This is a genomic window from Zhenhengia yiwuensis (assembly GCF_014384995.1).
Lineage (GTDB): Bacteria > Bacillota > Clostridia > Lachnospirales > Cellulosilyticaceae > Zhenhengia > Zhenhengia yiwuensis.
In genome coordinates, this window is record NZ_JACRSY010000001.1 from 229,484 (window position 1) to 251,281 (window position 21,798).

20 protein-coding genes are annotated in these 21,798 nt (G+C 37.3%); all 20 read left to right on the top strand.

Features of this window, described 5'->3' with window-relative positions; translation table 11 throughout:
* The first annotated feature begins 38 nt into the window (after window positions 1-38).
* Complete coding sequence (locus H8718_RS01000) at window positions 39-839, top strand: M55 family metallopeptidase (RefSeq protein ID WP_177671139.1); 801 nt, start codon at window positions 39-41, stop codon at window positions 837-839.
* Between the two features lie 55 nt (window positions 840-894).
* Complete coding sequence (gene cbiB, locus H8718_RS01005) at window positions 895-1,863, top strand: adenosylcobinamide-phosphate synthase CbiB (protein WP_249331184.1); 969 nt, start codon at window positions 895-897, stop codon at window positions 1,861-1,863.
* Between the two features lie 29 nt (window positions 1,864-1,892).
* Window positions 1,893-2,957 carry a threonine-phosphate decarboxylase CobD gene (cobD, locus tag H8718_RS01010; RefSeq protein ID WP_249331185.1) on the top strand — a complete coding sequence of 355 codons (1,065 nt, stop codon included), beginning with the start codon at window positions 1,893-1,895 and terminating at the stop codon, window positions 2,955-2,957.
* A 4-nt stretch (window positions 2,958-2,961) separates the two neighbouring features.
* Window positions 2,962-3,537 carry a histidine phosphatase family protein gene (locus H8718_RS01015; RefSeq protein ID WP_249331186.1) on the top strand — a complete coding sequence of 192 codons (576 nt, stop codon included), beginning with the start codon at window positions 2,962-2,964 and terminating at the stop codon, window positions 3,535-3,537.
* 18 nt (window positions 3,538-3,555) lie between these two features.
* Entirely contained in the window at window positions 3,556-4,299 is a 744-nt protein-coding gene (gene cobS, locus H8718_RS01020; RefSeq protein ID WP_249331187.1) for an adenosylcobinamide-GDP ribazoletransferase, read from the top strand.
* 56 nt (window positions 4,300-4,355) lie between these two features.
* Window positions 4,356-5,432 (top strand): nicotinate-nucleotide--dimethylbenzimidazole phosphoribosyltransferase, encoded by a 1,077-nt coding sequence (cobT, locus tag H8718_RS01025; RefSeq protein ID WP_177671134.1) that lies wholly within the window; start codon window positions 4,356-4,358, stop codon window positions 5,430-5,432.
* A 36-nt stretch (window positions 5,433-5,468) separates the two neighbouring features.
* Complete coding sequence (locus H8718_RS01030) at window positions 5,469-6,659, top strand: CD0519/CD1768 family membrane protein (protein WP_249331188.1); 1,191 nt, start codon at window positions 5,469-5,471, stop codon at window positions 6,657-6,659.
* A 163-nt stretch (window positions 6,660-6,822) separates the two neighbouring features.
* Window positions 6,823-7,776 (top strand): Gfo/Idh/MocA family protein, encoded by a 954-nt coding sequence (locus H8718_RS01035; RefSeq protein ID WP_249331189.1) that lies wholly within the window; start codon window positions 6,823-6,825, stop codon window positions 7,774-7,776.
* Window positions 7,777-7,812: 36 nt separating this feature from the next.
* The gene (locus H8718_RS01040) at window positions 7,813-8,775 is read left to right on the top strand and encodes an NAD(P)H-dependent glycerol-3-phosphate dehydrogenase (protein ID WP_249331190.1); all 963 of its coding nucleotides are present in this window, start codon (window positions 7,813-7,815) and stop codon (window positions 8,773-8,775) included.
* Between the two features lie 80 nt (window positions 8,776-8,855).
* A complete protein-coding gene (locus tag H8718_RS01045; RefSeq protein ID WP_249331191.1) occupies window positions 8,856-10,115 on the top strand; it encodes a cytochrome P450 in 1,260 nt (419 codons plus the stop codon).
* Between the two features lie 195 nt (window positions 10,116-10,310).
* Entirely contained in the window at window positions 10,311-10,964 is a 654-nt protein-coding gene (locus H8718_RS01050) for an HAD family hydrolase (RefSeq protein ID WP_249331192.1), read from the top strand.
* 328 nt (window positions 10,965-11,292) lie between these two features.
* Window positions 11,293-12,216 carry an aspartate carbamoyltransferase catalytic subunit gene (locus H8718_RS01055; protein ID WP_177671128.1) on the top strand — a complete coding sequence of 308 codons (924 nt, stop codon included), beginning with the start codon at window positions 11,293-11,295 and terminating at the stop codon, window positions 12,214-12,216.
* Window positions 12,216-13,490 (top strand): dihydroorotase, encoded by a 1,275-nt coding sequence (locus tag H8718_RS01060; RefSeq protein WP_177671127.1) that lies wholly within the window; start codon window positions 12,216-12,218, stop codon window positions 13,488-13,490. Before H8718_RS01055 ends, H8718_RS01060 begins: the two co-directional genes overlap by 1 nt.
* A gap of 120 nt (window positions 13,491-13,610) precedes the next feature.
* Window positions 13,611-14,525, top strand: coding sequence for an orotidine-5'-phosphate decarboxylase (gene pyrF, locus H8718_RS01065; RefSeq protein ID WP_249331193.1), 915 nt, complete (start codon window positions 13,611-13,613; stop codon window positions 14,523-14,525).
* A gap of 1 nt (window position 14,526) precedes the next feature.
* Window positions 14,527-15,588, top strand: coding sequence for a carbamoyl phosphate synthase small subunit (locus H8718_RS01070; protein ID WP_177671125.1), 1,062 nt, complete (start codon window positions 14,527-14,529; stop codon window positions 15,586-15,588).
* Entirely contained in the window at window positions 15,588-18,809 is a 3,222-nt protein-coding gene (carB, locus tag H8718_RS01075) for a carbamoyl-phosphate synthase large subunit (protein WP_177671124.1), read from the top strand. Before H8718_RS01070 ends, carB begins: the two co-directional genes overlap by 1 nt.
* On the top strand, window positions 18,802-19,563 hold the full coding sequence (locus H8718_RS01080) for a dihydroorotate dehydrogenase electron transfer subunit (RefSeq protein WP_177671123.1): 762 nt from the start codon (window positions 18,802-18,804) through the stop codon (window positions 19,561-19,563). The genes carB and H8718_RS01080 overlap by 8 nt, the downstream gene beginning before the upstream one ends.
* A gap of 8 nt (window positions 19,564-19,571) precedes the next feature.
* Entirely contained in the window at window positions 19,572-20,477 is a 906-nt protein-coding gene (locus H8718_RS01085; RefSeq protein WP_408646542.1) for a dihydroorotate dehydrogenase, read from the top strand.
* A gap of 114 nt (window positions 20,478-20,591) precedes the next feature.
* A complete protein-coding gene (locus H8718_RS01090; RefSeq protein WP_177671121.1) occupies window positions 20,592-21,281 on the top strand; it encodes an FMN-binding protein in 690 nt (229 codons plus the stop codon).
* 133 nt (window positions 21,282-21,414) lie between these two features.
* Window positions 21,415-21,705, top strand: coding sequence for a transposase (locus tag H8718_RS01095; RefSeq protein WP_249331194.1), 291 nt, complete (start codon window positions 21,415-21,417; stop codon window positions 21,703-21,705).
* Window positions 21,706-21,798: the final 93 nt, after the last annotated feature.

A 21,798-nucleotide genomic window follows, 5' to 3' on the forward strand; every position in this document is an offset into this window, starting at 1 on the left:
TACTATAAACAAAAGATACAAAAGACAGGGGGAAAGGTATGCGTTTATTTATTACTGCAGATATTGAAGGAATTACAGGCATTTCTAACTGGAATATGGCAGCCGATGTGCCGCCGTATGAAGCAAAGGAACGTATGACAAAGGAAGTAGTAGCAGCATGTAAGGGAGCTATTAGTGCAGGTGCTTTGGATTTTGTTATTAAAGATGCACATGGAGAAGGTCATAACCTTTTAGGGAACTTATTGCCTAGAAATGCAAAACTTTTATCAGGATGGAGTAATCATCCTTATAATATGGTAGAAGGACTTGATGATACTTTTGATGGTATTATTTTTATTGGTTACCATAGTCAAGGCTTATCGAATACCTCTCCTCTTGCACATACATTATTTCCAAATGTAATTAGGGGGATTTATTTAAATAATCAACCAGCAAGTGAATTTACTTTATATGCTTATGTAGCTTACTTATTAAGTGTACCTATTATAGCTGTAACAGGAGATGGTGGTCTTGTACGAGAAGTAAATCAGTTTGATGATAAGATTGCAACCGTAGCTGTACAGGAAGGCTTTGGCGGGGGATTGATTAGTATTCACCCAGACCTTGCACTAGAGCGCATTGAAAAAACAGTTAAAGAGAGTCTATTAGATCTTAAGAAAGTAGGTTGGCAAAGTGATGTAAAAATACCAGAAGTCTTTAACCTAAAGATTGTTTTTAACAAGCATCAAGATGCTTACAAATATTCTTTTTATCCAGGGGCAAGACAGATAGATGAATTCACTATTTCCTATACTTCAGACAACTACATGGATATTTTAAGCCTTTTACTTTTTATATAACATATGGTAAATTGTAAAGATGGTAAAGTAGAATAAACAAAGAGAAAGGATTTATATGGATTCAATTATTTTGATTGTTATAAGTGGATTTATTTTAGACTTAATACTAGGAGACCCACATAACTTCCCTCATCCTGTTAGATTGATTGGTAATATGATTTCATGGGGAGAAAAGCACATAAGAAGTATACTACCTAAGACAAAAAAGGGTGAACGTATAGGTGGCATAATTCTTGTAATAGGTGTCGTAGGGATAACTTTTGGAGCGACATGGCTTATTTTAAAAGTTGCTTATGGTATTCATCCTCTTATTGGTTGGATAGTAAGTGTGATTTTGTGTTATCAAGCACTTGCTACCAAAAGCCTTAAGGATGAAAGTATGAAGGTTTATAAGGCACTTCAAAATCATGATTTAGAAGGTGCACGTTATGCTGTTAGCATGATTGTAGGAAGAGACACAGCAAGCCTTACTGAAGAAGGCGTGGCAAAAGCTACTATTGAAACGGTAGCAGAAAATACTTCCGATGGTATTGTAGGACCACTTGTTTACCTTCTTATTGGCGGGGTACCACTTGGCTTTGCTTATAAGGCAATAAATACCTTAGATTCTATGATTGGTTACCAAAATGAACGCTATCAATATTTTGGTACTTTTGGGGCTAAACTAGATGATGTAGTCAACTATATTCCTGCAAGGCTTAGCGCCTATATGATGATTGCAGCAAGTAAGTTATGTGGCTATGATGCTAAAGCGGCGTATAAGATCTATAGAAGAGATCGCTATAATCATAAAAGTCCTAACAGTGCACATACAGAAGCAGTTTGTGCTGGGGCACTAGGTATTCAGCTTGCAGGAGATGCATACTATTTTGGAAAACTTTGCAAAAAACCTATTATAGGAGATGCCTTAAGAAGTGTAGAAACAGAAGATATTAAACGTACGAATAAGCTTATGTATAGCACTTGTACATGCACATTAATTGTACTAAGTCTTATACGTTTATTAATCCTAATCATTTTATAAAAACTTAACTTGTTTATAAAGGAGCGTACATGGCACTGATACATGGTGGCGATATTTTTACACTCGCCGAAAAATTAAATAAAAAAGATACAGAGATTATGGATTTTTCTGTCAATATTAATCCGCTAGGGCTTTCACCTAAAGTTAAAAAGGCCTTAATAGAACATATTGATTTAGCAGTAGCTTATCCTGATCCCTTATGTAGAAAGCTAATTGCAGCCTTAAGCCAGCAGCATCAGATGGACAAAGAGCATATTTTATGTGGGAATGGTGCAGCGGATTTGATTTTTAGGTTAGCCTACGTCTGTCAGCCTAAGCACGCTTTAATACTAGCACCTACTTTTGCTGAATATGAGCTCGCATTAAGTCAGGTGGGGTGTGAGATTTCATATTATAACTTAAAAGAAGAAACAGATTATAAGGTAGAAGAAGACCTATTAGAGCTTCTAACCCCAGATTTAGATATGATTTGGATTTGTAATCCTAATAATCCTACTGGACAGCTTACACCTAAATCGCTTATGCTTAGACTACTTAGAAAATGTGAAGCGCATAATATTCAAATGATCGTAGATGAATGCTTTATGGATTTTATAGAAGAGGATAGTGCGTATAGTATGATAGAAGAAGTAGAGAAAAGTAAGCATGTAACGATTCTTAAAGCTTTTACAAAGTTTTATGGGATGGCTGGCCTTAGATTAGGATATGCCTTAATCGGTGATAAGGTGTTAAAAGATGCACTGCAAAAGGCAGCTCAGCCTTGGGCAGTATCTTCACTAGCACAACTAGCAGGTGTAGCAGCACTGGAAGATATATCTTATAAAGAAGAAACATTAAGCATGATTAAGGCGCAAAGAACTTATTTAAAAGAAGCCTTAAAGAGGTTGGGCTTTAGAGTATATGCTTCTTATGCGGACTACTTATTTTTTAAATCACCTATTCCAGATCTTCATAAGCAGTTAGCAAATGAGGGTATTCTGATTAGGCACTGTGGTAATTATAGAGGACTTTCAGCGCAGTACTACCGCATTGGTATTAAAACACCACAGATGAATACTTTTTTAATTCAAGCACTTGAAAAATGTGAGAGGTGAGACCATGAAAATTTACTGGGTAAGACATGGTAAAACACAACAAAACGAAAAGAACAACTATTATGGAAAGTTAGATGTACGCCTTACACCTGAAGGCGTAAGAGAAATTAAAGAAATTCAAACAAACTTTAATGATTGTATTAATGTATATACCAGTCCCGCAGCAAGAGCAATCGAAACAGCAGGGATATTATTTTCAAATGTCTATTTTAAAGCAGATGCCAGGTTACTGGAGCGTAACATGGGGATTTTTGAAGGCATGAACTATGGAGAAATTGGCAAGAAATATCCTCGTGAGTGTAAAATGTGGGATGAGAACTGGCAGGATTACTGCATTCCAGAAGGAGAAAGTGCAAGGATGCAGTATGAACGTGTTGTAAGCTTCATTAAAGAACTAGAGGCATTAGGAGAAGATGCTATTGCAGTGTGTCATGCAGGAACTATTCGTATGGCCATATGCTATATGCTAGGGGGCAATTTAGATATGTTCTGGAAGTTTAATGTACATACCGGTACAGTGGTAACCACATGTTATGAGCACAATTATTGGTATTTAGATTTATCTAGGGAGAACTACTAAAAGAGAGTGGGAATAAAGATGAAAAAATTAAAGCAGTTTATTTTAGGGGTACAGTTTCTAACGCGTATCCCTATTAGAGCCAATATGCCGGCAGAGCCTTCTGATTTTAAAGGGGCGCTCTGCTTTTTTACGGTTGTAGGTCTTATAATAGGAACTTTAGAGTGGCTGCTCTTTAGCCTTGGTATGCAGGTTGATCCTTTACTAGGGGCACTTTTAGCGACTATAGGTGGGATCTGGATTACAGGAGGCATGCACTTAGATGGGCTAGCAGATGTGTTTGATGGCTTTGGAGCCAATCGAGATACTGAAAGAACTTTAGAAATTATGAAAGATAGCAGGATAGGGAGTTTTGGGGTACTGGCACTTATGATAGACTTTGCTTTTCATATGGTTGGCTTTTATTTATTAAAGGATACCCCTCTTCTTATTATATGGGTGCCTATTAGTGCGAAGTTTACGGTATGTGTTTTATGTGATATTGGCAAGAATATTAAAAAGGGTCTTGGAGCTTTATGGATTGAGAATATTTCTAAAGCAGGACTTTTTGTGAATTTAGTTCTATTTTTATTTATAGGTTGCATACTTTTACCTTGGGAACTCGCTGTAATTGGCTTAGGGCTTGTTTACGGCGTGGCAGTTCTTTTAAATAAGAAATTTACACATAAGCTTACAGGGCTAAATGGAGATTGCTTAGGAGCAGCAAGTCAGATGACAGAATGGATTGTAATGGTTTACCTTCTTATAGTGAGTCAAATGCTATAGAGGAAGTGACTGAAGGGTTTTACAGACAATCTAAGGAATGAGAAGGAGGAAGAGACATGAATAGAGAAAGTCTAAAAGCTTATATAGAGCAAATAAGACCATTAAATAGGGAAGCCATGATGCAGATGGAGCAGTATCTAGATGGGCTTACTAAGCCAGTTGGGGCTTTAGGGAAGCTTGAAAACTTAATGATTCAGCTTGCAGGTGCTGCGGGAACGGTGGAGGTTAAAACGCAGCCTAAGGTAACCGTTATTATGTGCAGTGACAATGGGGTATGCGATGTGGGTGTAAGCAGTTGTCCTCAGGAAGTAACAGCAACGGTAACTTATAACTTTACAAGAGGCATTACAGGAATGAATAGGCTTAGTGAATTTGCTAAAGCAGATATACATATTGTGGATGTTGGTGTAAAGGCAGACTTTAGTCATCCTCTTATTCATAATCGTAAAGTGTGTTATGGAACTAAAAATATGGCTATAGAGCCTGCCATGACTGAACAAGAAGCTTTGCAGGCTATTTCAGTTGGGATAGAAGAGACTGAAAAACTTATTGAAAAAGGCTATGAAATCTTTGGAACAGGTGAGATGGGTATAGGAAATACCACAACATCTGCAGCTATTACAGCGGCTTTGTTAGAAGAAGAGATTATAAAGGTAACAGGTAAAGGTTCGGGTGCTTTAGATACAGTATATCATAATAAAGTAGAGGCTATTAAAACAGCTCTTAAAGTGCACCAGCCTACTATAGCGGATCCCATTGATGTACTAGCAAAGGTGGGAGGCTTAGATATTGCAGGCCTTGTAGGTGTCTATATTGCAGCTGCTAAACATGGTAAAGTAGTTGTTATTGATGGGTTTATTGCAGCTGCAGCAGCACTTGTAGCTTATAAACTGGCACCTATAACCAAAGCCTATATGATTGCGTCACACTTATCTAAAGAAGCCGGTATGGCTCTTATTTTACAGCATATAGGGCTTGAACCACATTTTAACTTAGATATGAGATTAGGAGAAGGTAGTGGTTGCCCGATTCTTTTCAATTTATTAGATATGGCACAATACACTTTATTAGGTATGGGAACTTTTGAAGATGCAGGTGTAGATAAAAGCAATTATATGCATATTTGGAAGTAAGAGCAGAAACTGACAACTAGAAGGAGACAACACGAAATGACACAAAAGAAACAAGAGAATCAAGAAGTACGCTATGTACTGAAAAAGGCTGTAAGCATAGAAGGCATGATTTGTCTTATTGTTACATTTGGTGGGCTATTTTTATTAGGAAGAAAAATGGGAGTAGCCAATATGTTTAATACCATGCTTAATACTTCTTATGACCTTTTAATGGGAACAGTCTTTTATATTATGGCTATTGCGGTTATAGCTGGAGCTTTTGCTGGGGTTTTAACAGAGTTTGGGGGCTTAGCTATTATTAATAAGCTTCTTTCAAGGCTGATGAAACCACTTTATGATTTACCAGGTGCCAGTATTATGAGTGTATTAACCACTTATTTTTCAGATAATCCAGCTATTTTAACTTTATGTGATGATAAACGTTTTAGGCAGTATTTTAAGAAATATCAATTACCAGCTCTTACTAATTTAGGTACAGCTTTTGGTATGGGGCTTATGATTACAGTCTTTATGATAGGTGTTCCAGGAGTAGAAAAGCATTTAGGAATTGCTGTTGTTATTGGTAATGTAGGAGCTATTATAGGAAGTATTGTAAGTACAAAACTTATGATGCATTATACTAAGAAATATTATGGCACTGAAGCTTGGTGTGAAGAGGTTATTGATGAAAGTATCGACCTCATTAACTACAGGGAAGTAAGAACAGGAAGCTTTGGTGAACGTTTTATGAATGCACTTCTTGAAGGTGGGCATTCAGGTGTAGGTATGGGGATGGCAATTATACCAGGTGTACTCATTATCTGTACCTTTGTTTTAATGCTTACTAATGGTCCTTCAGCAAGTGGTATTTATACAGGTGCGGCTTATGAGGGAGTAGGGATTTTACCTATTATAGGAGAAAAATTAAACTTCTTATTACAGCCTCTATTCGGCTTTTCCTCACCAGAGGCTATTGCTGTTCCGATCACATCACTAGGTGCAGCAGGTGCAGCTATTGGCCTTATACCCAACTTAGTGAGTGAAGGGCTTGCAAATGCCAATGATATCGCAGTGTTTACAGCCATGTGTATGTGCTGGAGTGGGTATTTAAGTACACATACAGCGATGATGGATAGTTTAAAATGTAGAGTACTTACAGGAAAGGCAATCTTTGCCCATACAGTAGGGGGAATCTTCGCAGGTATTGCAGCTAACTGGATCTTTAAACTGATTATACTCCTAGTATAGGTCAGTGAGTAGAAATCTAAGGCGCACTAAAAAAGAATTTTGAACAAAGTAAAAGAGCTCTTTAAGTAGCTCTTTTTGTATAGGCTGGATGTGAATAAGCGCATACCTACATAAAGCTTATTTCAATTTTAATAAAATATCTATTTATGAAAAGAGGATTAAAATGGCTATAAAGTTTGGAATTATAGGAGCGGGTCGCATTGCACATAAGTTTTGCAAAGCAGTAGAACGCGTAGAAGGTGCAAGTGTCATTGCCGTTGCGAGTCAAACAGAAGGTAAAGCTTTAACATTTGCTAAAGAAGAGGGCATTGCACTAAGCTATAACACTTATGAAGCACTCTTAGAGAATCCAGAGGTTGATGCAGTTTATATTGCTACAACACATAACTTTCATTATGAAAATGCTATGGCATGTATTAAACATAAAAAAGCTGTTCTATGTGAAAAGTGTTTTGTTTTAACTAAAAAAGAAGCGGAAGAAGTATTTCGTGCAGCGAGAGAAGCAAAAGTATTTGTGATGGAGGCTATGTGGTCTCGATTTTTACCAGCTATTAAGCAGGCTAGAGAGTGGATTTTAGAGGGAAGAATAGGAGAGATTGAACTTGCCAACTGTCTTATTGGGTTTAAAGCAGATAGCAATCCAGAAAATCGCATTATGAATCCTAAATTAGCAGGTGGGGCCATGTATGATATAGGTGTGTATGCTATTGAAATTATGACATATCTTATTCAAGCGCCTATACAAGAAGTTCAAACTATGACAACTTATGCCGAAACAGGTGTAGATAAAGTAAACAGTATTACCTTAAAATTTGAAAACACTATAGCGAATTTACAGTGTATGGTTACAGCAAGCTGTCCAAATAGTCTATATGTTTATGGGACAAAGGGTTATATCCATATTCCAAATATGCATTATACACAGGAGTGTTTTATATATACTGAAGAGGGCGTGGTAGAACACTTCCAAAAACCGCATGATAATGGTTTTGAGTACCAAATTAAAGAGATGATAGGTTGCATGGAAAGAGGGGCATTAGAAAGTAGTATTATGCCACATAAGGATACGATTGAATGTGCAGGTATATTTGATCAGTGCTTAGGAACTAATATATAAAAGAAGCAAGTTTAAACATAAGAGGAGGATACTTTAATGAATATTTCCGTATTAGGGTGTGGAAGATGGGGAACTTTCCTAGCATGGTATGCAAATCGCGTGCACCATACCGTAACACTTTGGGGAAGACCAGGATCAAAGAATTTAATGACGTTAACGGCTGAACATAAAAATGAGTATTTAGAACTACCAGAGTCTGTAAGACTTACAGATGATTTAGAAGAGGCAGTAAGGAGTGCTGAGATTATTTTAATTTCCATTAGCGCACAGCAACTACGTTCGTTTTTAAAAACAGTAAGCAAACTGCCAGGTTTAAAAGATAAAACTTTTGTATTATGTATGAAAGGATTAGAGGCTGATACAGGTAAGCGCTTGACACAGGTGTTCAAAGAAGAAATGGGCGCTGCTGCTCATGTTGGTGTATGGTTAGGGCCTGGACATGTACAGGACTTTACAAGAAATATTCCTAACTGTATGGTTGTTGGAAGTGATGAGATTGGCGTAACTAAGAAAGTGGTAGAAGCCTTTAATAGTGATTTAATTCGCTTTTATTATGGGCAAGACTTAATCGGCAATGAAATAGGGGCAGCTACTAAAAATGTAATGGGTATTGCAGCAGGTATGCTAGATGGAGCAGGGTATAGCAGCCTTAAAGGAGCCCTTATGGCAAGAGGAACAAGAGAACTTTCTAGAATTGTACGTGCAATGGGCGGCAATGATATTACCATTTATGGTTTAAGCCATTTGGGAGATTATGAAGCGACACTTTTCTCACCACATAGTAATAACAGAAGATTCGGGGAAGACTATGTAAAAGGTATTCCATTTCATAAACTAGCAGAAGGGGTCGCAACTGTAGAAGCACTGCACCATCTTTCACAGGAATATGAAGTAGAACTACCTATTTGCCATGCCCTTTATGAAATTTTGTTTGAGCATAAAGAAACTTCTAAGGTACTTATTGATTTATTTTTAAGACCTGTTAAATTTGAGTTTTAAATCAAATAGGATGATGCATAGGCCTGGCATAAGTGTTTTGAACATACCCTTTGATAAGGGAGAAAGGAACGTGCAGGGATATGTTGACCAATAAGATAATCCCTCAGGAGAAAGGGATAGACCATACGCTTAAGTTATTAAAGGAGGGCTACCTCTTTATTCCTAATAGGGTGAAGGCTTATCAATCTTCTATTTTTGAAACAAGATTATTAGGTAAAAAAGTAATTTGTATAAGTGGGAAGCATGCAGCAAAATTATTTTATAATGAAGAACTCTTTCAAAGAAAAGGAGCCTTACCTAAACGTATACAGAAGACACTCTTTGGTGTTAATGCGATTCAAACGATGGATGATGAAAGGCATAGGCATAGAAGGCTATTTTTCTTAGACCTACTTAATGAAGCGGGTCAAAAAAGGCTAGTAAGCATTACAAAGATAAAGTGGCAGATGGCACTTAGAAGATGGCAAGCTACTGATGAGATTGTACTTTTAGATGAAGTCAAATATATTTTGTGTGAGGCAGTATGCGAGTGGGCGGGTGTACCTTTAGGGCAATCCGAGGTTAAAAGGCGAGCAGACGATTTTTACGCCATGGTGAATGCTATAGGAGCAGTAGGACCAAAGTATTGGCAAGGAAAAAGGGCAAGGACGAGAACTGAGGCATGTATAAAAGGCTTGATTGAAGAGGTTAGGACAGGAAAGAGACACATCGTACCCCATTTAGCGCTCTATCAGGCAGCTACTTATAAAGACTTAGAAGGAAATGTACTAGATGTTCAAATGGCAGCCATAGAACTGATTAATCTGCTACGTCCTATTATTGCTATTTCAATCTTTATTACTTTTACAGCTTTAGCACTCTATGAGCATGAAGACTCTAAAGAAAAGTTAGGCCAAGGTGATGAGCGTGACTTAGAAATGTTTGTACAGGAAGTAAGACGTTACTATCCTTTTGCACCTTTTTTAGGAGCAATCGTACGTAAAAACTTTATATGGCGTGGATGTAAATTTAAGAAAGGGACACTTGTTCTTATTGATATTTATGGTACTAACCACAATGAGGATATATGGAATGCCCCCTATGTTTTTAGACCAGAACGTTTTAAAGACCAGGGAGCACATGTATTTGACTTTATTCCTCAAGGTGGAGGCAACTTAGTTACAGGGCATAGATGTCCTGGTGAAGGGATCACAATAGAACTTATGAAGGTAAGCTTAGACTTTCTAATCCATAAAATGAAATTTGACATTCCTAAACAAGATTTAAGTTATAGTCTTACAAATATTCCATCATCGCCTCGAAGTGGATTGATTATAAGAAACATTCAACCTAAGTATTAAAGGAAAAGGCTTAAGAAAAGAGCTAAACCTAGGTGAAAGACAAAAGGGAACCCTATATAAGTGGTTCCCTTTTATAGAGTGTTAGCCTTTTAAATATGGGGTGTTTTATAAGGAGAAGAACTTAAGAATATTTTATGAAAGAGTATGTAAAAAACTTATACAATGTTAAAATAAGAGAAGAATGGAGGAAGCTTAATGAATAAAATTAAATTAATTCTATTTGATTTAGATGGCACACTCGTTAATACACTTGAAGATTTAGCTGTGAGTACCAATGTTGCACTTAAGGAGCATGGCTATCCGCAGCATCCTATAGAGGCCTATAAATATTTTGTAGGGAATGGCGTTTATAAACTTATTGAAAGAGCTTTACCATGTGAGGCCCGTACCGAGGAAGAAATTAATAAAATTAAAGAATCTTTTATTGCGTATTATGATGCACATTTAACCGATTATACAAAACCTTATGAGGGAATACTTGAAACCATAGAAAAGCTTAAAATGAGCGGTATACAGTTAGCTGTTGTTACCAATAAACCTCATGCACAGGCTTTACGAGTTGTTAGGGCATGCTTTAAGCCAGATACTTTTATAGAAGTATGGGGACAAAGAGAAGGCATTCCACATAAGCCAGATCCTACAGTCGTTCGTCAAATTATGACAAAGTATGAGAGGGTGTCAGATGAAGTATTATACATAGGAGATTCAGATGTAGATATGCAGACAGCCAAAAATGCACAGGTTAAAGGACTAGGTGCTTCTTGGGGATTTAGGACAGAAGAGGAACTTTTAGAAAACGGTGCATGGGTTGTCCTACAAAGGAATGAGGAAATTTTAAAATATACTTAAATAGAATTTATTGACAATTTAAAAGGACTATGTTACTATATGAAACAGAAAATTAAATAGTAACATACGCCTTTAAGCTTGATCCCGTGAGATCAAAAAGGAAACGAAATGAATGAAAAAATTTAACCAGACATTACAGCAAATGACAGGTTTAGATAAAGATTATAGACAATTCAATAAGCATTTAGATAGAAGAAATAGGTTATAGATTTAACAAAGGTTAAGGCTGTAGTCTGGTTTCGGGTAAAGTTTTTTAGACGCTTAAAGGCAATGGAAAGACGTAGGTCTTTTTATTGCCTTTTTTATTTGCCAAAAGGAGGATACAAAAATGTTGAAAAGTAAAGATTTACTAGGTATTAGGGATTTAGAAGTAAGTGAAATCATGAGTATCTTAGAACTTGCAAAAGAAATGAAAGCAAAAATTATAAATGCTAGTTTAAGAGAAGATACTTTAAAGGGTAGAAGCATGATTACCTTATTCTACGAAAATAGCACGCGTACAAAAGTATCCTTTAACATGGCTGGTCTTTATCAAGGAGCTATGGTAACTGACTTAGGTGTAGCAACAAGTAGTGTACAAAAAGGAGAAACACTTGTAGATACAGGTGTGACACTAGACCAAATGGGTATAGATTTTATGGTTATGAGACATAGTTTAAGCGGAGCCCCTCATCTACTTGCTAAAAATGTAAAAGCATCTGTAATCAATGCAGGAGACGGAGCAAATGAGCATCCTACACAAGCACTTTTAGACTTCTATACAATGCTTGATAAAAAAGGAAGCTTTAAAGATTTAAATGTAACAATTGTAGGAGATATTGCACATAGTCGTGTAGCGAGATCTAACGTGTTCGGGCTTAAAAAGTTAGGCGCTAATGTAACACTCGCAGGATGCGGCACGCTTGCATCAGGCACAATGGAAGCATTAGGTGCTACAGTAACACATGACCTTAAAGCAGCTCTTAAAGATGCAGACGTTGTAATGGGACTTCGTATTCAAATGGAACGTCAAAAAGGTGGCCTTTTCCCTAACCTTAGAGAATACAGCCAAATTTATGGTTTAGATGAAGAAATGTTCAGCTTAGCAAGACCAGATGCTATTTTAATGCATCCAGCACCAGTTAACCGTGGGGTTGAGCTGATGCCAGAATTACTAGACAGCAACGTAAGTGTAATCGATGAGCAAGTTATGAACGGAGTAGCAGTACGTATGGCTATTTTAGCATTACTTAATGAAAGGAGAGGCAAATAATGAAAACTTGTATAAAAGGCGGGTTAGTTATTAACCCAAGTACAAAAATGGAAGAAATCGCAGATATCCTTATTGAAGATGGGGTTATCACCGCAATTGGAAATGTAGATGAAGAAGGCATGAATGTCATTCATGCAGAGGGAAAATGGGTAGTACCAGGCTTAATTGATCTTCATGTACACCTTAGAGAGCCAGGCTTTGAGCACAAAGAAACAATTGAAACAGGTTGTAATGCAGCAGCTAAAGGTGGCGTAACAACTATGTGCTGTATGCCAAATACAAACCCAGTGATTGATAATGAATGTGTTGTAGAATACATCAATACAATGGCAAAACGTGCAAATGGTGTTAAAGTACTTCCAGTAGGGGCAATCACAAAAGGTTTAGAAGGAGAAAGCCTCGCTAATATCGGTAAAATGAAAGAACATGGTATCTGTGCAATTAGCGAAGATGGTAAAACAGTTGCAGATGCAGGCCTTATGAAAAAAGGTATGAGCTATGCTAAGCCTTTTGACCTTCCAATTTTCTCACACACGGAAGACCGTAACCTTTCAGGTGGTGCTATGAATGCAGGTGTAAATGCACAGATCTTTGGCATTAAAGGAATCGGACGCGATGCAGAAGAAGTTATTGTCGCACGTGATATTATCTTAGCACGTACAACAGGTGCAAAACTTCACCTTTCACATATGAGTACAAAAGGAAGTATTGACCTTATTGAAATGGGTAAAAAAGTATGGGGAATGAACAACTTAACAGCAGAGACAGCACCTCACTACTTTATTTTAGATGATAGTATTTTAGGAGACTACGATGCTAACAAAAAAATGAGCCCTCCACTTCGTACAAGCGAAGATGTAGAAGCTATGAAGCGTGCACTTAAAGAAGGTATCATTGATGTTATTGCAACAGATCATGCACCACATCATTATGATGAGAAAAATGTAGAGCTTGAAAAAGCACCATTTGGTATTGTTGGTCTTGAAACAAGTTTTGCATTAAGCTACACACACTTAGTTCGAACAGGTATCCTTACACCGCTTGAACTTATTGAAAAAATGAGCTATAAACCAGCACAAATTATTAATCATCCAGCAGGTAGATTAGAAGTAGGTGCACCAGCAGATATAGCAATCATTGAAGTTGATACACCATATGTAATTGATTCAAGTACATTTGTTTCAAAAGGTAAAAATACACCATTCAACGGCATGGAAGTATACGGAGATGTTGAAGTAACTTTAGTAGATGGAAAAATTGTATATCAAAAATAAATAAATATTTACAACTATAAATAAATATTTACAACTATAAATAAATATTCACTATGACTGTAGATAAGTAGTATAATAGAAATTAGAAATAGTAGATTAAGAAAACAGAGGAGAAGAGCCATGATTGATAGATTACTCACCAAAATACAAACATTACAAAACCCAACTGTAGTAGGACTTGATCCAACTTATAGCATGATTCCAACCTTTATTAAGGAAGAAATGCTAGAGCGCTATGGAAGAACACCTAAGGCTGTAGCAGAAATGTTTATTAAGTTCAATAAAGCAATCATTGATGAAGTTTATGACCTCATTCCTTCAGTTAAACCTCAAATTGCTATGTATGAGGAATATGGTTTAGAAGGGCTTCGTGCTTACATGGAAACGTGTGAATATGCAAAAAGTAAGGGTCTTATCGTAATTGGGGATATTAAAAGAGGCGATATTGCTTCAACAGCAGCAGCTTATGCAGGTCATATCGCTGGGGTAGACATTGAAGGTGAGCACTTTGATTTATGGCAAGAAGATGCCGTAACACTTAACCCATACATGGGCTTTGACGGCATTGAACCTTTTATCGAAGCATGTAACAAACAAGATAAAGGCTTATTTATCCTTGTTAAAACAAGTAATCCAAGTAGTAGTGAAATTCAAGACTTATTAGTAGATGGAATGCCAATTTATGATAAAACAGCAGATTTAGTAAGTAAGTGGGGCGAGCTTACTATGGGAGATATGGGTTATAGCCGTGTTGGTGCAGTTGTTGGGGCAACACATAAAGAACAAGGTACTGAACTTAGAGCACGTATGCCACATACATTCTTCCTTGTGCCAGGTTATGGTGCACAAGGCGGAACAGCTGAAAACCTTAAAGGTTTCTTTGATAAAGATGGTTTAGGAAGCATTGTAAACTCTTCAAGAGGCATTATTGCAGCCTACAAAAATGATACAGAATTTGGCGAAAGAGATTTTGCTAAAGCTTCAAGAAAAGCAGTAATTGCAATGAGAAATGACTTACAAGGAGTGATGGGTTAATATGAAAGCACAATTAATACTAGAAAATGGTATGGTATTTGAAGGTAAAGCCTTCGGATACCTTAAAGAGACAATCGGTGAGGTTGTATTCAATACGGGGATGACAGGATACCAAGAAATTCTTACAGACCCATCTTATTATGGTCAAATGGTTGTTATGACTTATCCATTAATCGGGAACTATGGGGTAAACCTTGAAGATATGGAGTCAACTAAAGCACACGTAAGAGCATTCATCGTAAGAGAAAAATGTGACTTCCCTAACAACTTCAGATGCGAATTAACACTTGATGGTTACCTTAAAGCACAAAAAATTATTGGTCTTGAAGGCATTGATACAAGAGCACTTACAAAAGTACTTAGAAATCACGGAACAATGCGTGCCATTATCGCAGTAAGAGAACTTACACCAAGTCAAATCAAACTTAAAATTGATAGCTTCAATAACCAACATGCAGTACCAGAAGTAACAACAAAAGAAGTTTATACAGTAGAAGGAGACGGCCTTCATGTAGCTATGATTGACTGCGGTATGAAACAAAATATCGTACGTTCATTCAATGAAAGAGGATGTAAATTAACAGTATTCCCATATGATGCTACAGCTGATGAGGTACTTGCAGTAAATCCAGATGGTGTATTCTTATCAAATGGACCAGCTGACCCTAAAGATGTACCGACTGTAGTCAATATGATTAAAGAAATTGTTGGTAAAAAGCCAATTACAGCAATCTGTCTTGGGCACCAACTTTTATCACTTGCACTTGGCGGGGATACATCAAAACTTAAATTCGGTCACCATGGTTGTAACCATCCAGTTAAAGACCATATTTCAAACCGTGTATACATTACATCACAAAACCATAACTACTATGTAAGCACACTTCCAGAAGGTGCAGTGGTGACACATACAAACTTAAATGACAACACAGTAGAAGGTATGTACTTTAAAGAGCTTGACATCTACAGCGTACAGTTCCACCCTGAAGCATGTCCAGGACCTACAGATACAGCACACATCTTCGACGAATTCATTAAGGTAATGCAAGGAGGAAAACTATAATGCCAAGAGACTTAAGTATTAAAAAAGTATTAGTAATCGGATCAGGCCCAATTGTAATTGGGCAAGCAGCGGAGTTTGATTATTCAGGAACACAGGCTTGTCAAGCTATTCGTGAAGAAGGTATTGAAGTTGTCCTTGTAAACTCTAACCCAGCGACAATTATGACAGATAGAGAAATCGCTGACAAAATCTACATCGAGCCTCTTAATGCTGAGATGCTTGAAAAAATCATTGCAAAAGAAAGACCAGACAGTCTTCTTGCAGGTGTAGGTGGACAGACAGGTCTTAACCTTGCTGTAGAGCTTCATGATAAAGGAATTTTAGATAAATATGGTGTACGTGTCATCGGTACACAAATCTCTGCTATTAAAGAAGGGGAAGATAGGGAACTCTTTAGAGATTTAATGGCAAGAATTAACCAACCAGTTATCGAAAGTGAAATCGTAGAATCTGTAGAAGATGCTGTAGCTTTCGCTAGAAAAATCGGTTACCCAGTTGTTGTAAGACCAGCTTACACATTAGGTGGTACTGGCGGTGGTATTGCCGAAACAGAAAGCGAACTTCGTGAAATCGCAGCAAGTGGTATCCACTTATCACGCGTAAACCAAGTTCTTATTGAAAAATGTATTAAAGGCTGGAAAGAAATTGAGTACGAAGTAATGCGTGACCAATACGGCACAGTTATTACAGTATGTAACATGGAAAATATTGACCCAGTTGGTATCCATACAGGGGATAGTATCGTAGTTGCACCATCTCAAACACTTTCAGATAGAGAATACCAAATGCTTCGCCGTGCATCACTTGACATTATCTCAGCTTGTGATATACGTGGGGGCTGTAACGTACAGATTGCTCTTAACCCAGACAGCTTTGAATACGCTATTATCGAGATTAACCCTCGTGTAAGCCGTTCATCAGCACTTGCTTCTAAAGCAACAGGTTATCCAATTGCAAGAGTATCAGCTAAAATCGCACTTGGTTATGGCCTTGATGAAATCAAAAATGCCGTAACAGGTAAAACATACGCATGTTTTGAACCAACACTTGACTACTGCGTTGTTAAAATTCCAAAATGGCCATTCGATAAATTCTACACAGCTAAACGTACACTTGGTACAAAAATGATGGCGACAGGTGAAATCATGGCTATCGGAAATAACTTTGAAAGTGCTTTCCTTAAAGGGCTTCGTTCACTTGAAATCGGTCAATTTAGCTTTGAACATAAAAAACTTGAAGCGTGTAGCTTAGACGAGCTTAAAGAAAAAGTAATTACAGCAGATGATGAAAGAATCTTTGCACTTGCTGCAATGCTTCGTATGCACTATAGAGAAGAACAAGTATGTAAAATCACAGGTATGGATATCTTCTATGTAAAACGTTTCAAATGGATTGTAGAACAAGAAGAAAAACTTAAAGAAATGGAATATGAAGATCTTACACCAAAATACCTTCGCAAATTAAAACGTCGTGGTTTTGCAGATAAAGCCATTGCAGAATTCATTGGTGTAACAGAAGATGATATCCGTGAACTTCGCATTAAATGGAACATCATGCCTGTCTATAAAATGGTTGATACATGTGGTGGAGAGTTTGAAGCGGAATCTCCATACTACTACTCAACCTATGATGAAATCGATGAAGTTGTTGTATCAGACCGTGAAAAAGTTATGGTTATGGGTTCAGGTCCAATCCGTATCGGTCAAGGTATTGAGTTCGATTACTGCTCTGTACATGCTGTTCAAGCGCTTAAACGCCGCGGTATTGAAACAATCATCGTAAACAACAACCCAGAAACCGTAAGCACAGACTTTAATACATCAGATAAACTTTACTTTGAACCACTTACAGATGAAGATGCTTACCACATCATTATGAAAGAACAACCAAAAGGTGTTATCCTTCAGTTTGGTGGTCAAACAGCGATTAAACTTGCTAAGTTCTGTGACAAAATGGGTATTCCAGTACTTGGTACACAACCAAAACAAGTTGATGCAGCAGAAGACCGTGAGAAGTTTGATGAAATCTTAGAAAAACTTCAAATCAAACGTCCAAAAGGTAAAGCCATTTGGTCTGTAGAAGAAGGTCTTAAAGTAGCAGCAGAACTTGAATATCCAGTACTTGTACGTCCTTCATACGTACTTGGTGGTCAAGGTATGGAAATTACATTTGAAGAAGAACAGCTTTCAAGATACCTTGTAAATGCTTTTGACCGTGACCCAGAAAATCCAGTTCTTATTGACCGTTACCTTATGGGACGCGAGATCGAAGTAGATGCAATTTGCGACGGTGAAAATATCTTAATCCCAGGTATTATGGAACACTTAGAAAGAGCAGGTATCCACTCTGGAGATAGTACAACACTTTACCCAAGTGTAAATATTTCAGATAGAATTAAAGAAAAAATTATTGAATGTACACGTCTTCTTGCAAAAGAGCTAGAAGTACTTGGTATGATCAATATCCAATATATCGAATACAAAAATGAACTTTACATCATTGAAGTAAACCCTCGTTCAAGCCGTACAGTACCTTACATCTCAAAAGTAACAGGTGTACCAATTATCGATCTTGCAACACGTTGTATGTTAGGAGATAAATTACCAGACTTAGGTTATGGCATTGATCTTTATCCAGAACCAGAAAACTTCTATGCTGTAAAAGTACCAGTATTCTCAACAGAAAAACTTCCAAGAGTAGAAGTAAGCCTTGGACCAGAAATGAAATCTACAGGGGAAGTACTTGGTATTGGAAGCACAATCGAAGAGGCACTTTACAAAGGCTTTATCGCAGCAGGCAAAAAACTTCCAAGTAAACAAGGTACAATCTTTGCAACAATCCAAAAATACGACCAAGATGAGTTTATTGAAATTGCTAAACGCTTTAATGAACTTGGCTATAACTTCATTGCTACAGAAGGAACAGCTAAGAAACTTAGAGAAAATGGCATGGAAGTAAGAGAAGTTGGTAAACTTTCAGAAGGTAGCAATGAAATCATCGACCTTATTAGAAGTGGTGAAATTGATCTGCTTGTGAACACACCAACAAAAGGGAATGACTCAACACGTGACGGTTTCAAAATTAGACGTCATGCTATCGAATCATCACTTCAAATCGTAACATCACTTGATACATTACGTGCAATGGCTGATATTACGGTAAAAGATTTAACAATCGAACAAACAGGTATCTTCAACATGGGAGATAAAAGAGATGAGTAAAAAAGTTGTATTAGGTAAAGTCCTATTAAATGAAATGATTGAAAAAGATGTTTATAAAATGGTTATTCGCCAGGAGGAAGCTGCAAAAAGTGCAGCTCCTGGCCAATTTGTAAACCTTTATACAAAATCAGAAAGTATGCTTCTTCCTCGTCCAATTAGTATTTGTGAAATTGGCACAGATACACTGACACTTGTATATGGTGTAGTAGGAAAAGGGACAAAAGAGTTTTCAAGCTACAATGTAGGGGATGCTATTAAACTTACAACAGCCCTTGGGAATGGCTTTACACCAGCAGATGCTAAGGTACACATTCTTGTAGGGGGCGGCATTGGTGTACCACCACTTGTAGAACTTGCAAAACACCTTGAAGGTGAAAAAATTGCAGTCATTGGATTTAGAGAGGCACCATTCTTACATGAACGTTTAGAAGAGCTTGGTGTTAAAGTTTATGTAGCAACAGATAGTGGTGCACATGGCTTTAAAGGAAATGTTGTAGAGCTTATGGAAGAGAAAGGCTTAGTAGGAGACTACTACTACAGCTGTGGACCAAAACCAATGCTTCGTGCACTTGCTGCTTTCTGTGAGGCAAAAGGTAAACCTGTACAAGTTTCTTTAGAAGAACGTATGGGATGTGGATATGGTGCTTGCGTAGGCTGTGTATGTAAAACAAAAGCTGCAAATGAAGTAGGCTATGAGCAAAAGAAAGTGTGTAAAGACGGCCCTGTCTTTTTAGGAAGCGAGGTAGCTTGGTAATGAGTAAAATAGACTTAAGCGTAAATATTGGTGGGGGACTTATTTTAGATAACCCTATTACAACAGCATCAGGTACTTTCTCACCAAGAGAAAGTAGTGAGTTCTATGATCTTAATGAACTTGGTGCAATGATTACAAAAGGTATTGCCAATGTTCCTTGGGAAGGTAATCCAACACCGCGTATTGCAGAAACTTACGGTGGGATGATCAACTCTGTAGGTCTTCAAAATCCAGGAGTAGATTACTTTATTGAACATGAATTACCATTTGCTAAACAGTTTAATACAAAAGTCATTGCAAACGTAGCAGGACGTAGTATTGAAGATTACTGTGAAGTAGTAGAAAAATTAAGTGAAACAGATGTAGATGCATTAGAAGTAAATATTTCATGCCCAAATGTTAAAAAAGGTGGTATTGGTTTTGGTGTACAATGCGATTTAGCGGGAAGCGTTGTAAAAGAGGTAAGACGTGTTTCTAAGAAACCTCTTATTATTAAACTTTCACCAAATGTAACAGATATTACAGAGATTGCAAAAGCTGTAGAAGCGGAAGGCGCTGATGCAATTTCTTTAATCAATACACTCCTTGGGATGAAAATTGATGTCCATCGTATGCGTCCTGTAATAGCAAATAAAATGGGTGGTTTCTCAGGACCAGCTATTAAGCCAGTAGCAGTACGTATGGTTTACCAAGTAAGACGTGCAGTAAATGTGCCAATTATTGGACTTGGCGGCATTATGACAGGGGAAGATGCCGCAGAGTTTATCTTAGCTGGTGCAGATGCTATTTCAGTAGGAACAGCAGCACTTGTTAATCCAACAGCACCAGTAGATATTAAACGTGAACTTGTGGAATATATGGAACGTTACGGATTTAAAAATTTAGCAGAACTTCGCGGTGCCTTAAACGAATAGAGTATAAATCATTTAAAAAGACTATGCCAAAAGATGCATAGTCTTTTTCTTTTGAGGGAAACTACACCTTATAGAAAACTATATCTTTCAAATGAGAATTAAGGAGGCAGTATAATGAAGAAATTCATGACCATGCTCATTGTAAGCCTTGGATTTAGTCTATTACTTACAGGCTGTAGTAGAGATGACCAAGGTAAAGTAGATGCAGCAGCTAATGGGCAAGTAGTAGAACTGGAAGGACAACAAGACCAATATGGCTGGTTCCCTCATATGCGACTCACTTTCAATGGAGACACATTGACAGAGGTTTATTTTGACTACATTGATGATAATGGCGCTAAGAAATCTGATGATGAAGAATACAATTCAACAATGAAAGAAAAGACAGGTGTGAGTGCTAAAGAAGCACAGGAAATGCTTCGCCAAAATCTTATTGCTGTACAAAATCCAACAGCAGTAGATATTGTAACAGGTGCAACACAGACTTCTACAGAGTTTATGGCTATGGCAGATCAAGCTTATAAACAATACTTTAATGGTGAAGTCAGTGCCAATAACTATGGCAACGGTAACCCAAATACAACAACAGATGATAAAGGCATCACAGACGATAAGCAAGTTCAGGAGCAAAAACCAGAAGGTGAAAATGCACCAACTTATGATAATGGTGGGGATGGAAGCCCTAATTCACCTGAAAACAATAAAAACTCAGAAGGTAGCGACAAAGCATCCTCTGCATCAGAAGGTGCTGGAGAATCTGGTGGCGGTGCAGGTGCCGGCGGTGGCGGTGCAACAGCAGAATAAAATAACAAATAAATAAAAGGTGCTAAGTTTGAACTGCTACCCGTCAAGTAGACAACTAAAAAAATAAAAACTTGGGCATGGTATGATAAAGTAGACACAAAGTTAAGATAAAATAGTGAAAGGTGGTCTACTTATGAGAAGAAGTTATGATAAACAGTTTAAAATTGCTGCAGTGAAATTAGTTCTTGAAGATGATATGTCTGTTTCCCATGCAGCTCGAGAACTATCTATTCATTACAATTCTTTGTATCGCTGGATAAATGAATATGAAGAGTATGGAGAAAGTGCATTCCCAGGTCATGGGACCGCACTTTATTCATGTCAGTATGAAATAAAGAAATTAAAACAGGAGAATTTAGAACTAAAGAAGGAACTTGAACTACTAAAAAAATACCAGGCCTTCTTGAAGCAAAGGAACAAGTAAGATTTCAGTATCTGAAAGAAAATCAAGGAAAATATAACATCAAGAAGGCGTGCAAAACACTAAATGTATCAAGAGCTGGCTACTATAAATATT